Annotated in this window: 14 protein-coding genes; 5 read left to right on the forward strand and 9 right to left on the reverse strand. The window is 62.2% G+C overall.

The genetic code is table 11. The features are described from left to right. Window positions 1-3: 3 nt before the first annotated feature. The 7 genes from X727_RS143845 to X727_RS143815 form a co-directional block, all read right to left on the reverse strand. Window positions 4-498 (reverse strand): Rab family GTPase, encoded by a 495-nt coding sequence (locus X727_RS143845; RefSeq protein WP_023670316.1) that lies wholly within the window; start codon window positions 496-498, stop codon window positions 4-6. A gap of 11 nt (window positions 499-509) precedes the next feature. Continuing rightward, on the reverse strand, window positions 510-3,188 hold the full coding sequence (locus X727_RS143840; protein ID WP_031204504.1) for an OmpA family protein: 2,679 nt from the start codon (window positions 3,186-3,188) through the stop codon (window positions 510-512). Window positions 3,189-3,195: 7 nt separating this feature from the next. Next, a complete protein-coding gene (locus X727_RS143835) occupies window positions 3,196-3,861 on the reverse strand; it encodes a hypothetical protein (protein ID WP_023670314.1) in 666 nt (221 codons plus the stop codon). A gap of 196 nt (window positions 3,862-4,057) precedes the next feature. After that, window positions 4,058-4,459 (reverse strand): GFA family protein, encoded by a 402-nt coding sequence (locus X727_RS143830; protein WP_023670313.1) that lies wholly within the window; start codon window positions 4,457-4,459, stop codon window positions 4,058-4,060. A 21-nt stretch (window positions 4,460-4,480) separates the two neighbouring features. Continuing rightward, window positions 4,481-5,539, reverse strand: coding sequence for a Gfo/Idh/MocA family oxidoreductase (locus tag X727_RS143825; protein ID WP_023695537.1), 1,059 nt, complete (start codon window positions 5,537-5,539; stop codon window positions 4,481-4,483). A 103-nt stretch (window positions 5,540-5,642) separates the two neighbouring features. Next, window positions 5,643-6,428, reverse strand: coding sequence for a ThuA domain-containing protein (locus tag X727_RS143820; RefSeq protein ID WP_023738662.1), 786 nt, complete (start codon window positions 6,426-6,428; stop codon window positions 5,643-5,645). A 215-nt stretch (window positions 6,429-6,643) separates the two neighbouring features. Beyond that, a complete protein-coding gene (locus tag X727_RS143815) occupies window positions 6,644-8,158 on the reverse strand; it encodes a DUF2778 domain-containing protein (RefSeq protein WP_023834742.1) in 1,515 nt (504 codons plus the stop codon). Between the two features lie 530 nt (window positions 8,159-8,688). On the opposite strand from X727_RS143815, the gene X727_RS08695 reads away from it, so the two are divergent. The 3 genes from X727_RS08695 (at window position 8,689) to X727_RS143805 (ending at window position 10,190) form a co-directional block, all read left to right on the forward strand. Next, window positions 8,689-9,240 carry a cytochrome c gene (locus tag X727_RS08695; RefSeq protein WP_031204506.1) on the forward strand — a complete coding sequence of 184 codons (552 nt, stop codon included), beginning with the start codon at window positions 8,689-8,691 and terminating at the stop codon, window positions 9,238-9,240. A gap of 129 nt (window positions 9,241-9,369) precedes the next feature. Next, window positions 9,370-9,792 (forward strand): hypothetical protein, encoded by a 423-nt coding sequence (locus tag X727_RS143810; RefSeq protein ID WP_023670308.1) that lies wholly within the window; start codon window positions 9,370-9,372, stop codon window positions 9,790-9,792. Between the two features lie 212 nt (window positions 9,793-10,004). Then, the gene (locus X727_RS143805) at window positions 10,005-10,190 is read left to right on the forward strand and encodes an FCD domain-containing protein (protein WP_023834744.1); all 186 of its coding nucleotides are present in this window, start codon (window positions 10,005-10,007) and stop codon (window positions 10,188-10,190) included. A gap of 324 nt (window positions 10,191-10,514) precedes the next feature. Here X727_RS143805 and X727_RS143800 read toward each other — a convergent pair whose 3' ends face one another. Together X727_RS143800 and X727_RS143795 are read right to left on the reverse strand one after the other, a co-directional pair. Beyond that, window positions 10,515-11,447, reverse strand: coding sequence for a dimethylarginine dimethylaminohydrolase family protein (locus X727_RS143800; protein ID WP_023693913.1), 933 nt, complete (start codon window positions 11,445-11,447; stop codon window positions 10,515-10,517). A 19-nt stretch (window positions 11,448-11,466) separates the two neighbouring features. Continuing rightward, window positions 11,467-13,068, reverse strand: coding sequence for a peptidase M20 (locus X727_RS143795; RefSeq protein ID WP_031198082.1), 1,602 nt, complete (start codon window positions 13,066-13,068; stop codon window positions 11,467-11,469). Window positions 13,069-13,151: 83 nt separating this feature from the next. Between X727_RS143795 and X727_RS143790 the strand changes: the two genes are divergently transcribed. Further along, window positions 13,152-14,048 (forward strand): LysR substrate-binding domain-containing protein, encoded by an 897-nt coding sequence (locus X727_RS143790; RefSeq protein WP_023705214.1) that lies wholly within the window; start codon window positions 13,152-13,154, stop codon window positions 14,046-14,048. A gap of 103 nt (window positions 14,049-14,151) precedes the next feature. Continuing rightward, window positions 14,152-15,243 (forward strand): ABC transporter ATP-binding protein, encoded by a 1,092-nt coding sequence (locus X727_RS143785; protein WP_023693915.1) that lies wholly within the window; start codon window positions 14,152-14,154, stop codon window positions 15,241-15,243. The last annotated feature ends 45 nt before the right edge of the window (window positions 15,244-15,288 follow it).

Consider the following 15,288-nt stretch of genomic DNA (forward strand, 5'->3'; position numbering starts at 1 on the left):
GGTCTATTTGGTGACCATCAAGGCAAGTTGACGAAAGGCGTCATCGACCTGCTCGCCCGAAAGCGCACTTGTTAGATAGATTTGCCATCCACGTTGCCTCAACTCGTTGATCTCACCATCCGATATCGCCCACCGATCGGCCAGATCGGACTTGTTGAACAGCAATACGAACGGCATGGCGCCGAATTCGGCCTCGACCCGTTCGCGCAGCGTGAGTGCCACGGCAAGAGTAGCGGCGCGGGTTCCATCGACGACAAGCACGAGCCCGGTTGCACCGCGAACATAGCTGACGCGGAATGAGCCGATATCGTCTTCGCCGGCCAAATCCCACAAAATCAGATCCACGGTTTTGTCCGGGAGCGCGACGCTTTTCTTGTCGATTTTCACTCCGACGGTGGTCAAGTAGGTTTCTGAGAAGATGCTCTGCACAAACCTGCGGACCAGACTCGTCTTTCCGACGGCGAAACCGCCCAGCATGCAGATCTTTTTTTGCAACATGTTGGGCTCCGCTAGTCCAGGTTTACCGTAATCGAAACCCGGCGATTGGTGGAGCTACCGGTTAGACTGTTTTCAGGTACAGCCGGCTCAAAAGTGCCCGCGCCCCGAACCAGCAGCAATTCGGGAGCGACGCCCCGCTTGTTGAGAAGCGCACGAACTGTCTCGGCGCGGGCGGCGCTGATCGACGCGTTGGCCGTCTCACGGCCTGTGGTGTCCGAATGCCCGGTCAACATGAACCGCGCCGTTACGCCGGAATTGCGGGCACTCTGGGCGAATTCCTTTATTTGGTCCGCCAACCTGTCGAGAACCGGCGTCTGCTCCGGTCCCGGCACAACTTTGCCGGAAGAGAAGAAAATATCGGTCGTCTGGATGGCCTGCCTCAAATGATTAAGTTCTGCAAGGTTCAGTTCACGCAGCTGCGAGACATCCAGAACCACGCCGTCCGCCGAAAGTTGTTCAGCGGCGGCCCGTGCCCGGTTGATCCAGCCGGCAGGAGCCTCACCCACGGCCACGATGCGACCCTGGATGATCGAGAGCTGAACGGTTTTCGGCGGGGACAGCGCCGCGGTCAGCCGCTTCACCACAAACTTCGGATCAAGGCTCTGATAGAATTGCCACTGTGCATGAACGCGGGCAGGATCAACGTCCGTTCCGGACAGCAGGGCTTGCGGGTCGGCGGCAAGCGGGTCTCTCAAGCCGGAAATGTAGAAATGTCCGCCCCTCGCGCTTTGTTGGGCGACGATGATTCCCGGTTGGGCCTCAAGTCGCGACACATAATACTGCCAGTGCTCCGCCGCGCGCGCTTCGGGGCTCACGTCACGAACCTTGGAGATGTCGAATTCGGGTCCGCCTGCCGAAAGCTGCCGGGCCGCCGCGCGCGCCCGATCTATCCAGGTGTCGGGAGCCTCGCCCTCGGCAACGATGCGATCATCGACAATCGAAAGTCGTACTGTATCCGGCGGATACAGCGACGCCGTCAGCCGCTTCAACACGAACTCCGGCTCAAGACTCTGATAGAATTGCCACTGCGCATGAACCCGGGCGGGATCGACCTCTGTTCCCGACAACAGCGATTGCGGATCGGCGCCAAGCGGGTCTCGCAGGCCGGCGATATAGAATTGGCCGTCGCGTATCTTTTGGTCTGCAACGATGATGCCCGGCTGGGTCTCCAGTCGCGACACATAAGCCTGCCAGCGCTGCGCCGCGTGCACTTCGGGGCTTACGTCACGAACCCCCGAGATGTCGAAGACCGGCCCGCCTGCCGAAAGCTGCTGGGCCGCCGCGCGCGCCCGGCTGATCCAGGTGTCGGGAGCCTCACCCTCGGCGACGACGCGACCATCGACGATCGAAAATCGCACTGAATCCGGCGGAGCCAGCGACGCCGTCAGCCGCTTCAGCACGAACTCCGGCTCAAGGCTCTGATAGAATTGCCATTGCGAATGAACCCCGGCCGGATCGACTCCCGTGCCTGACAACAGCGACTGCGGGTCGACGGCAAGCGGGTCCCTCAGGCCGGCAATATAGAACTGGCCATCGCGTACCTGCTGTTCGGCAACGATGATGCCCGGCTGGGCCTCCACTCGCGACACGTAAGCCTGCCAGCGCGACACGTAAGCCTGCCAGCGCTGCGCTGATTGCCAGGAAAGAAAGTACCAACCGCCTGCCAGACTCAAGAGCAACAGGGCAACGGCCGCCACCAGCCACGGAAATCCGTCGTTTGATTCCTCTTGCTTGAGCTCGACGCAGGTCTGCAACTGCGCCTCTACGCTGGCCAGCTGCGAACCGTCGCCGTCGAACTGCTCTAAAGCCTCTGAGGATTGCTCATGGATGCGAAGCAACACATCGCGAACGATTTCATGCAATTCCTCCGGCGGATTTCCCCGGATCACCGAAACCAGTGTCGCAAACGGTCCAACTTCCGACCAGAGACGAAGCTCGCCGAAACGGATTGTGTCCAGGCCGCTCTGCTCTTTCTCGTTAAATGAGTCTTTTACAAAATCCTGAATCGCACTGAGCATCGAAGAAATGAGCTGAGGATCTTCGCTCGTCGCATTGTCGGCAGTTACATGCGCTATCAAAAGGCCGGAATTCCGATGAATGAGAAAGGCATGTTCCACACGGTAGACAAGGGAATGCTTCAGAACAACTGCGGAGAAGCTTGCCCCTGTTCTCCAGGCTTCAAGTCTCCACTTGAGCCCGTGCCAGGTGAATATGTGCCTTAGAGTTTCATTCAGCGACTGAAAGGTCTGGTCGATCTTTTCGCCGATCGACTTGCGAATTGCCGGCAGAAACACCGGGTACAATATGTCCGTCAGCGTGCGCGGGCTCTTCTGGATCGACCGTTGCACAGCCCGTTCGACAGCTGGCGCAAGCGCCTCGCCGAGTTGCGCGTAAGGCGCTCGTCCGGCAGCACTGGGAAGAACGTCGCCCACGGCCGCCGCAAGCTGCTCGGGTTCGTCGAGCAGATGCGTGACGCGTGAAAGCTCGGAGATTTCGCGGCTGACCAGCAACTGCCGCAGCGTTTCCATGCGCGGATCGGCGGTTGGAACCGCCTCGAACTGCGCACGGTAGTCCGGATCAACGTTCCGGGCAATTTCGATCAAAAGACGAGCCAGAGCCTCGCGATCAATCTCTGTATCGTTCGAGGCTGTTCTTTGCGGAAGGTTGAATGGGTCGACGGTGGACGTCAAGGTCCCATCAACTCACTTTCCAGCTACGGTCCGAGTTGCTCTTGCTCCCGACGGGATCCTGATTGAGACACTTTGCAACCTCGACAAACAGGCCAGCCAAAAGATTTCGGTCGGTCTTGACGTTGCTGAGGTCGGCAAACATCTTCTCGATCAGCATCTGAACGCCTTCATTCTTCTGCTTGATTTCCTCACGCAGCAAATGATCGTTTCGATTTATCCGGTCCGAAACGTCGCGCTCGAGCGCGCTCAACTGATCCGACAACGTGCGCACCTGCTTTTCAAGAGCCTGGTTTTGCTCGCGAAGATTCCGGTCGATCTCTTTGTCGGCATCGGCTCGTGAATCTTTTTCGCTCCGTAATTGCCCTGCAAGCGAATCGATCTGCTTCTTTGCATTCGACTCGTACATTTCGAGATTGCGCTTGGCCTCGGACTCGACATCCTTGAAGCGCTGCAACACCCGTTCTTCAAGCTTGGAAAAACGGCGGTCATAGTCCTGCATCTGGTTGCCGAACAGCAGGTCACGGATCTTGTCGACACCGACGGCGTCGCCGGCGGTTCCGTTTTCGCGAGCCTGAACTCCCATGAAGTTCAGCCCGTTTCCTTCTGTGTTACCTATCAGATTTACGTCCGCCTTCTTTTCTGAAGAAGCGGAATTCGAAGATTCCTTAGCCATCCATATACCCCCATTGAACACATGCCGTCAGGTAAGCATGTCAGCAATCGGGCCGCAAGCCGGATTCGTCTTGACTTATGCCTATTCATGGGGCAGCCGAGCGCGATGGCTAACGGCCCGGCAATGGCAATCAGGGGCGATGCCCTCTTGAAGGCGCGGAGCGTGCGGACGGTTCCGGGTATCCAAAAAGCGGCCTTCAGTCGAACGTCGCCAGCGGCTCGGCATTGATCTCGACCCACTCACAGCGCCGGCTTTCGTGGTAAAAAGACTGAAATGGCGGCGGGAACGACGGGTCGGCGAAGGCGCCGACGGGAATGGCGATCACACCGGGCTGCGTGTCGATGCGATAGTGGACGGCGGCGCCGCACTCCGGGCAGAAATTGTAGATGACGCGGCCGCCCTCGTCGCCGGTGCGCGTGAACTGCTTCGCCCGCCCCTCGATCGATACATCAGCTTGCGCAAACCGGACATTGTAGCTGAAGGCGCTGCCGGTGCGGCGCTTGCAGTCGAGGCAATGGCAGACCGAGATGCGCACCGGCTCGCCCGAACAGACGGCTGAAAGCTGGCCGCAGAGACATTGCGCGCGGCGCGTGACCATTGTTTCTTCCTCCCCTTCACATCACTGCGTATCGGCGCTGGCCCTCAGTTCCGTCCGCTTCTGTTCCGAAACCATGGCCAGATCCAGCACCTTCTGCAGTTCGGCGGCATGGTGGAATGAAGGCTCGGCCTGCACGCCGCTGCGAACCGCATCGACGAAGCGCTGGTAATTGGTCGGCACCGTGCCGGCGTCGAGCACGTGCCATTTGGCGTTCTCGATATCCTCGCCGACACACGCCTTCAGTTCCGAACCCTCGAGATTGTGCACGACTTCGATGCCGCCCTTGTCGCCATAGATGCGCAGGCGCAATTCGTTGATGTGGCCGGTCGCCCAGCGGCTGGCGTGAACGACGCCAAAGGCGCCGTTGGAGAAATCCAGCGTCATGGCGAAGCTGTCATTGGCGTCGAGGTCGTATTCGCCGATACGGTTGCCTGGCGCCTTGTCGAAGGTGCGCAGCCGGCAAAACACGTGGTCGACGTCGAGTGCGGCGCCATAGCTGGCGAAATCGAGGATGTGGATGCCGACATCGCCGAGCACGCCGTTGGAGCCGTGGTCGCGCGACAGCCGCCACAGCCATTTCGGGTCGGTGCGCCAGTCGCCCCAGAATTTCGACACCAGCCAGCTCTGCAGATAGGAGGATTCGACGTGGCGGACGGTGCCGATCTCGCCGGCCAGCACCATCTGTCGCGCCTTCTGCAAGGCAGCGACATTGCGATAGGTGAGGTTGACCATGTTGACGATGCCGGCCGCCTCAGCCGCGTTGGCCATCTCGCTTGCCTTGCCGAAGTCTTCGGCCAGCGGCTTTTCGCACAGCACCGGCTTGCCGGCCGCGATCAACGCCATGGTGGTCGGGTGGTGAATGCGGTCCGGCGTGACGTTGGCGACCGCATCGAATTCGCCCCACGCCAGCGCGTCTTCCAGCGATGTGAATCGCTTCGGTATCTTGAACCCGTCGGCGAATTCGCCCACGCGCTTTTCATCGACGTCGACAGCACCGACGATCTCGACGCCGTCGATGCCGCCGAAACGGCGGGCATGCTCCTGCGCCATCCAGCCTGTACCCAGTATCAAAAGCCGCATTCTCTGCACTCCGAGCGAATTGGTTCGATTCAATCATATGGCGCAGATACGGTCTAGGAAACCCATGCGGAAAGCCGCTACGCCTTTTTTCCTGGACTTTGCTTTAGCGGTAGCCGGCCTCGCCCGAAACGTGCAGCTTGCCGCCGCGCTCGACGATCGGCTCCAGCGCCTTTTCGACCGGCACGTTCGGCGCCTCAAGGATCGCCGACTTGGTGCCCTGCGGATTGTGCGCCCACTTAACCGCATTGCGCAGCACCTTGTGCACATTGGCGTCGTGATAGGTCGGATAGGTCTCGTGGCCCGGGCGGAAGTAGAAGACATTGCCGGCGCCGCGGCGATAGGTCAGCCCAGAACGGAACACCTCGCCGCCCTGGAACCAGGAGATGAAGACGGTCTCCAGCGGTTCGGGCACGGCGAACTGCTCGCCATACATTTCTTCATTCTCGAGCTCGAAATATTCGCCGACGCCTTCGGCGATCGGATGGCTGGGACTGGTCGCCCAGAGCCGCTCGCGCTCGCCCGCCTCGCGCCATTTCAGCGTGCAGGGCGTGCCCATCAGCCGCTTGAAGATTTTCGAGAAATGGCCGGAATGGAGAACGATCAGCCCCATGCCTTCAAAGACCCGGCGGGCGACGCGCTCGACGATCTCGTCGGCGACGGCGCCATGGTCCTTGTGGCCCCACCAGACCAGCACGTCGGTCTCGGCCAAGCGCGCCTCGGGCAGGCCATGCTCGGGCTGTTCGAGCGTGGCGGTCGAGGCGGAGATCGCCTCGTCGGCATTCAGCGCCTTGGCGATGGTCGTGTGCATGCCCTCGGGATAGAGGGCTGCGACCACCTCATTGGTCCGCTCATGGATGTTCTCGCCCCAAACGACAGCGCGTATTGTCATGATGTCCTCGTGGTGAAGCCGACCCGCAGGGGTCAGTCATAATCTGCCTGGGGGTCAAAAGGGAATAGGCAGTGGGGAATAGGCAATAGGGGCAGAAAAACAAGGAACAGGCGATGGACGCTCCTGGGCCCTACTGCCTACTGCCTACTGCCTACTGCCTACTGCCTACTGCCTACTGCCTACTGCCTACTGCCTACTGCCTACTGCCTACTGCCTTACGCTCCCCGGCCTTCCTGAGCGACCCGCGTCAGCGGCTTGGTCAGGCGCGGCACGACGACGAGGCGCTTGATCTTGCCTTTCTTGTAGGCGGCAAGGAAGCGGGCGTAGTCCTTGAAGACGACGCAGCCATTGGACTCCGCACGGCCGCCGCGCAGCATGTAGGTGTGGGCGAGCAGGCCGTCGCGACCGTACTTGTTGCCGCCGCTGACGGGAGTGAGACGGAGCGCCTCGACGCCATGGAAGCGGGATTCTCGAAGACGCAGATCATAGGTGTTGGGCGGCGTCGGGCCGACATTCTTCTTGTGCACGAAGCGCGGCTGGTCGACCATCGAACCCAGCCCCGAATGGGCCTCCAGCCGCGAGCCGTCCGGCATATAGACGGTCTTGGCCGAGATATCGTACACGGCGACGCCGCCGCCCATTCCGGGCGTGGCGAACAGATCCTTGAAGGCGCGACCGACACCGCCCGCCGGGACGTCCGGCTTGGCATAGGCCAGCATCTCGCCGGCCTCTGTCTTCGACCGTTTGCCAGGCTTGATCCGGCTTGATTGGATGCTCTGGCTTTCTGGCACGCCAGGCAGTGCGGCAACCTCCGAAGTACTGCGTGGCGAGCGCGGCGACGAATTGCCCGGCGACTGGGGTGCGGGGCTCTCGGCCGTCCTGTCGGTCTGTGGCTTGGCTGCCCTGGGTTTGCTGGCTTGCCGAGCCTCGGCAGGCTGAGCGGTTTCGGCGCGTGGACGCCAACCCGGCAACGCAATGTTGTCGGGCAGATCGTCCTGCGGCGGCAGCGAAGCGACCTGAACCTCGGCCTGCCCAGGATCCTGCGCACCGGCGATTGCTGCAACGGCCGCCGGCGGGGCCAGCATGTCAGCGTCTTCCGGCAAGCTGTTGGCCAGCGCCAGCGCCAGGCGCGACGAGCGTTCGATCTCAGCCACTTCCGGCCCAAAGCGTTCCGAGGCCGGGCCATGCTGATCGGGCAGCCGGACTTCGGCGAAACGGGCAGCGACCGGAAGGCTGGCAAGCATGAAGGGCGCATTCGAGGCCTTGGCGAAGGCGGCAGCCAGCTTTTGCGGCGACAGCTCTGCCTTGGCCACCACGCCGTCGAAGCGCATGCCGCGCGAAGTGGCGAGAGCGACGCTGGTGTTTGGCGCAATGTTTGAGGCGACACTGCTCGGGGCCACAGCGTGCGCGGCCGGCTTCAGCCGCGCCATCTTGCCGTCATGCGCGAAGTTCGCGGCGGCATGCGCGCAGCCGGCGTCGCATTGGCTGAGCAGCGAGGCCTGTGATTTTTGCGCCGAAAGCCGCGGCGCCCACGAATTGGCGAGGCTGCGGCGCGAATCGGCAAGTGCTGCGTTCGGCAGAAGCAGACTGTGCGGAAGGCTGTTGGAGGCTGCGGTGAGCGAGGTACCGAGCGAATAGAGGCCGGCCATGGTTGCCACCGACCACAGCGCCAAGGCCGCGCCGACAACCGGCACCACCACCCAGCGCTGGCCGGATCTCTTCGAAGTCAAACCCCGTTCAGGAGTGTCGCCCCGGTCTTTCAAACGCAAAAACGCCATACAACCACTCTCAATCGGCATGCAGGCTTGCGACCCTCGCATCCGTGACATCCACAGTTCGCTGGTGCCCCCTGCACCTTTCGCGTCTGTTGCCGATTGAATCAAAAGATGGACAAAGTTGGTTAACCAATCCCTCCATCAGCCACCGATTATGCGGCGCCTGATACGAAAAAAAGAGCACTCCATGGTCTGCGCCACGGTAGAATGCTCTCCCTCACCCCCGCCTTGCTGCCCGTTTTTGCGATCCAAGTCAAGGAAACGCTGCGTCAGCTTGCTGCAAGCCTGTGCTGATTGCCCGCTGATCGGCCTTCTCAATCAGTTGACCTTCCGGTGGCTGGAAGGTCTATCCGCTCAGAGACGGAGACTTCCGGCGACGGAAATTTACCGATGAGAACCGGCATCACGACCGAAGAATCCGACTGCAGGTCGAACCCCTGCTGCGGCTGGCTGATCACAGATGGATGGGGCAAGGACATGGCGCCGTGAGATGGACTGTGAAAGCGGCGCTGCTGTGGCTGGTCTGTGCCCTTACGATGGCCGCCTCCGTCGGCGGCGGACCGATGGTCGCGGCCCGGCAGGCGTCGATGAAGGAGATGGCGGCGGCTGCGAAAACCATTGCCGGCGTGTTCGACCGCAGGCAAGCCTATGACGCGGCAGCCTTCAAGGCGGCAGCGGACACGCTGCGCGCGCGCACCGGCCCTGCCCTGATTGCCGAATTTCCGAGCGGCTCGCTTGGACCGCCTTCGCAGGCCAGGCTGGAGATCGATCAGTCACGGGCGGAATTCGAGGCCCTGGCAAATCATATCGGAACGCTCGCCGACGCTCTGGCCGCCAAGGCCGAAAGCGCGCCGGCCGTCATCACCGATGACATGCGCATGGGCACCGGCCTGGCGATGGGCGGCGGCAGCCTGCTCGGCAAGCGCTCGATTCCAGAGGAAGCCGATCCGACCAAACTGCCGGCGGAGCATATCCTGCATCTCATCCTGCAGGATTGCTCGACCTGTCATTCGAAATTCCGGCAAAAGGTACAGTGAAGCGACATTATCCGGCGGAGCATTTCTTGCTGGCCTGCGCCACAGTCACTTTGCATACAAGTAAATTCGTTTGTGCTAATATATCGCCGGTCGTGCATATCCATGCATGACGAGCATCGGGAGGATGCAATGAAAACCATGAATCGCAGGTCTGCAATTGCCCTCGGTCTGACGACCGCCGCGGTAGCGCCTTTGTTCCCCTTGGCGGCATCGGCAAAAATCAAGAAATACGGCCCGAAAGAGGGCAAGGAGATTGCGCCCGGTGTCAGGGTGGTGGAGGTCGGCACCGGCAATGCAGACATTCCCGCCTACAAGAGCATCGCAATTATCGACGTTGTGTTTCAGCCCGGAGCACATGCTCCTCAAACCGTGATGGACAACGACATGGTGTGCACCATTACCTCAGGTGCATTCACGATCAAGAAAGCGGACAAGGAATTCAAGCTCAAGACGGGTGATATGTACACCTGCTCCAAGGGCAAGACCGATGAAGCGACGAATACAAGCAAGGAGGTCGGCGTGCATCGCATCGCCGTATTGATACCCGCATAGCAGATGGAATTCCGGCCGGACCACGCCGTCGCGAGTCCGGCCGGCCAGACGAGGCGATCTCGTTCCGTCGTCAGCGCGGCCATCTCACGCCAGCCACTCCCTGATCGCCGGGCGGGCGGGAACGGCGCGCATGTGGTCTTCGCGCTATGGCTTTGTTTGGGCATGATCTTTTGGGGAAGCTGGCTTGGTTTCAAAATCAACGGCTAGGTCGAATGGCTGATCAATCAGCGCATCCACGTGGCCAATACGGAGATCGAAACCGCACGAGTTTTGCCGGCCACCAGGCGGTGTTCGAGGCGATCGAGCGCCGCGACCCGGAAGCGGCCGGCCAAGCGATGCGGGCGCATCTGGAAAACGCCCGGAGCAAGTTCAATTCAGGTTCGGGCAGATTGGACTAGCCGGCAGACGCGGCAGCGCTCTGGCGCAAAGCAAAAAGCCCGCCGTTCAAAGCCGGCGGGCTCCCTTCAATCATACAGCGCGATCCGGTCGCCGATAACCAGGACGACCGAATTTCGGCCTTCAGCGGCTGGTTGCGCTCAGGGGGCGGGCTTCGACGGGTTTGAAGCGACCAGCGATCCGAGTTTGCCGGCTTTGGCCAGACTCGGCTTTTCGTAAGTTTTCTTCACAGAATCCCTCCTCTAATGGCATCAATTTCCTCTGCCAGGCCTGTTTTGTCAAATCTGGCAGCAGTCCGTCACAGGTCCCGGCGGCAATTCGTGCCGTTACGCCGGCTCGCGCTTGAGCGCCTGCGCCATGCAGTGAATGCCGCCGCCGGTCTTGGAAATCTCGCTCATGTCGACGGCAGCAACCTCGAAGCCGCGTGCCTTGAGCTGGCCGATCAGCGACTGGCTCGACGTCGGCGCGATGACCCTGTCCTTGCCCAGCGACATGAAGTTGCAGCCGAGCGCCATCGTGTCCTGGAAGGGCACGTCGATGATCTCGTGGCCCTTGCCCTTCAGCCAGTCGACGATGCCGGGCTCGGTGCAGGCGAGGCACACCGCGGTGAGCTTCTCGGCGATCGGCACCACCATCAGGTCGATATGGACGTAATATTCGTCGATGAAGGCGAGGCGCGTTTCCCAGCCTTCCTTTTCGAACCAGTCCTGCACCTGGCGGGCGCCCTCTTCCTGAGTGCGGGCGCCGCCGCAGCCGATCAGCACCACGCCCTCCTCGATGACGTTGAAGTCGCCGCCTTCGAAGGTGCCAGCCGTGACCATGTCGTAGATGGGGATGCCGAGCTTTTCATAGGTGCGGATGGCGGCATAGTTCTCGCCGCGCCGCCACCAATTGGCCATGGCGGTGATGAAGGCGCCGTAGGGCGTCATGACGCTGGAGTCTCTGGAATAGACCTGCATCGGCAGTTCCGGCGTCGGCTCGTGCCAGTGGATGTTGACGCCGAAATGCTCATAGGCGGCGACGAGGTCCTTGTGCTGCGCCTGGGCGATCTGAACGTTGCAGGGCGCTTCGCGCAAATGCTTGCGCGACAGCGAGCTGGTCGAGAGGTGGCGCAGGAAGTTTGGCGAGCCGAGCAACACGTCTGTCAGCACGTCGGTCTCGTTGGCAAAGCCCCATGATGTCAGCGGCTTGGTGCCGCCGGCGGGATTGCGGCGCTGCAGCGAGAACGGTTCGGCGACGATGCGATCATGGACGGTCATAAGGTTCTCCTCGATTTGACTATGCAGCTTGATTGGATTGGCTGCTCGGAATCCACCAATCGCGTCCGCGCGCGGTGGTGACATATTCCGGCCAGCGGAAATTGATCGGCGGGTCATAGTCGCAAAGCGGCGCGATCCAGTTGGAGCCACCAATGCCGCCGCCGGTGCGGGTGACGAATTCGTCCATGGCCGCATCGCGCGCGGACTTGTCCTCGAGCAGGCGGAGGGCTGCAAGCGCAACCGTCTTGGCGGCGCAAATGACCATCGGGTCGATGGTGGCCGAGATACCGCCCAGCGCGTTCATCGCCCAGGATGGATAGGCATGGCCATTCGCCGAGCGCAGCGCCGGGCGGGCGACATAGAAGCGTGCGGTCGGCGTGTGCCACGACATGTCGGTGTAGTCGTCGGAGGTCGAGTTGATCTGCGACGGAGGCAAATCGCGGCGCAGGATTGCCTCGGCCTCTTGCGGCGCAACCAGCCGCTCCATCTCGTCGATGAAAGGGTTGTCGGTCGCGGTGCCGCCGGCATTGACCTGGACCTCGCGACCGATCGCTTTCGCCGCCTCGTCCCAGCTCGGAGCGCCAACGGTGGACAGCGCCTCACAGGCAATCCCCGCCATGGCGTGATTGGCCAGGCCCGGCCTCGACTTCGACACCCAATGGCGCTCATAGCGACAACCGCTGATCGCCGCGGCCGCGGCCGCATTACGGTCGAGCACCGCGGTGACCTGCTCTGCCATGGCAATGGTCGGCACGCGGATCATGTACTGGATCTCGGCCAGCCCCGCCGGCAGATTGTCGGCGGTCGCCTGCCCGGCGGTGAGGATCGCCTCGCTGATCGACCAGCCGCCCTGGTGAGGCAGCATGGAATCGCGCAGCGCCTTGGAGGTCATGTACATCGCCATCAGCGCGTCATTGGCACCGGGCGCCCGCACCGCCGAATGCGCCTGCGGGATCGGCGCGCCATCGCTTGCGCGAACCCAGTTTTCGGGTTCGTCGCAGACAAAACGGTAGATCATCGCGTAGGCCGCGCCGCAATGCGTGTCCCAGCGCGCCGTGTTGCAGAGCGGCAGCATATAGAAGGGGTGGAAGGAGATCATGCCGGCAAGGCCGTCATAGTAGCCCTTGGCCGCATGGATCGGCTTCGAGCCCCTGACCTTCTCGGCCGGCTCGCCGGTGAAGCGCAACGTCCCCTCGATGCCGTGGCGTTGCATTGCCGCCTTGGTGGCGAGAAGTCCGCCGAGGCCGGCAATGCCAAGCCCGGAATGCGGATCGGTGTGGCCGCCGGCCTCGCTGCCGAGGCCCGGCCGCGATCGCTTCACCGTTGCCGCGTCCTGGCAGTTGCCGGGCACGGCGTCGTATTCGCCGTACATGCCGATGGTCGGCCCCGGGCCGTTCGTCCAGTGGGCGCAAAAGGCGGTCGGCATGCCGGCCGACCCTTCCTCGACCGAAAAGCCCTCATGCTTCAGCCGCGCGACATACCAGGCCGCCGACTGGTATTCGCGCCAGGCTGTTTCGCCGAAATCGAAAATGGTGCGCGTCCACGCCGACAGCGACGGCTGGATGCTATCGAGACAGGCAAGCGCGGTGGCTTGCGCCGAGGTCGTCACCGGTTTCTCCATGCGGCCCAAGAAAGCAGTGAAGCGGCATTGCAAAAAGTGATATGTTTTTCCGGTTCATGCAAATTCGGTTCACCTGAGGCCTCTTGCGAATACCTTCCACACAGGCGCTGCGCGCCCTCGACAGTTTTGCCCGTCACGGCAGCGTCTGGCGCGCCGCCGACGAACTGCACCTCACCCGCAGCGCCGTCAGCCATCAGTTGCGGCTGCTCGAACGCGACCTCGGCTTCGACCTGCTGGAGCGCATCGGCAAGGGCGTGGCGCTGACACCGCGCGGCCAGCGCTATGCCGCCGATGTGAGAAAGGCGCTGACGGTGCTCGGCGATGCGGTGACGCGCCAGGCCGGCACGGGCGTCGGCGGTTCGTTCGCCGTTTCCTGCACGCCGGGCTTCGCCTCTCTGTTCCTGTGCACGCACATCGGCGAGTTCCGGCAGATGTATCCAGACGTGGCGCTGTCGATCCTGACGCCGCGGCGGCTGGACGATGTCAGCAATCCGGACGCCGATGCCTTCATTGCCTTCGGCGTCGGCAACTGGCCGAACCGCTCGGTGGAGTTGCTGTGCGAAATCTCGTTCACGCCACTTTGCAGCCCGACACTGCTCAACAAGGTCGGCGGCTTTTCAAAACCGGCCGACGTGCTGCGCGCCAATCTCCTGCATCTCGGCGACACCGAGGACTGGGCGCGCTGGCTGGCGCTGTCCAAGGTGGAAAACCCCGACACCGAAAGCGGTATCTTCTTCTCGGACATGAACCTCGTCTTCTCCGCGGCGATCGCCGGACAAGGCATCGCAATGGGCGACGAACTGACCAGCCGCCGCGCGCTCAGCGAAGGCCGTCTGGTGCGCCCCTTCGACATCGCGATCCCCTCGCCGCGCTCGTATTTCCTGGTGTCGGAACATGCCAAGGCCAGCCACCCGGTGCTGGAAGCATTCAATGGCTGGTTGAGGTCGAAGCTGTCGGAGAACCGGATCAGCCCGTACTAGCCTCCCATCCGTGAATCAAATTTGCCGATCAGGCGAAAACTATTCGGTTGCGGTGAGCCGGCGCACTGCCCTACGCTCAAGCCACGATCAAGGAAGAGGCAGGATGCAGCAACCCGGCCGGGCCGCAGAGATCAAGGCAATCGGGATCGGCAAGAGCTTCGGCTCGTTCCGGGCGCTGGACGACCTGACGCTCAATATCGGCCGCGGCGAGTTTTTGACGCTGCTCGGCCCCTCCGGCTCGGGCAAGACCACCTTTCTGATGATCCTGGCAGGCTTCGTGCAACCGACCGCCGGCAAGCTTTTCAGCGACGGTTTCGACATCACCGATCGGCCGGCAGAGCAGCGCGCCGCCGGCATGGTGTTCCAGGGTTATGCGCTGTTTCCGCATATGTCGGTCGAGGCCAACATCGCCTTCCCGCTCAAGGTACGCAAGAAATCGGCTTCCGAGATCAAGCGCCGCGTTGCCGAGATGATCGAGCGCGTCGGCCTCAAGGGCCATGAGACGAAACTGCCGGCGCAGCTTTCCGGCGGCCAGCAGCAGCGCGTGGCGTTGGCCCGCGCTTTGGTGTTCGAACCCGGCGTGCTGCTCCTCGACGAGCCGTTCTCGGCGCTCGACAAGAGCCTGCGCGGCCAGATGCAGGCCGAGATGAAGCGGCTGCATCAGGAGACCGGCACCACCTTCGTCTTCGTCACCCACGACCAGAGCGAGGCGCTGGCGCTGTCGTCGCGCGTCGCCATCTTCAACCACGGAAAATTGCTGCAGGTCGGAGCGCCGGACGAGGTCTACGACCGGCCGGACAACCGCTTCGTCGCCGAGTTCCTTGGCGAGATCAACATGCTGCCGTTGAAGGGGGTCAAGCCCGCCGACAATGGCTCGACGGGCCTCTGCGAGGACCGCGCGGTCAACATGCTCTGCAAGGCCGAGAAAGTCCGTGGCGATGCCATATTGGCGATCCGGCCCGAACATATGTCGATCACGCGCGAAGCCGCCGCCGGCGAGAATGGCATTGCCGCCACCGCCATCGGCTCGACCTATCTGGGTGCGGCGACCAAACTCGATCTGACGACACGCCAGGGCGCCAAGGTGACCGTCTCGGTGCCGAACGAGGTCGCGGCGGCTGCACTCAGCAAAGGCAATTCCGTCTGGCTGACATGGCCGGCGGAAAAGGGTTTCCTCCTTCCGGACGGAGGATGACGACGAGAACGGCGAAGTCTTCCAGCAAAGAATCTGGAGCGCGCC

It is taken from the genome of Mesorhizobium sp. L103C105A0 (genome assembly GCF_000502215.1).
Taxonomy (GTDB): Bacteria; Pseudomonadota; Alphaproteobacteria; order Rhizobiales; family Rhizobiaceae; genus Mesorhizobium.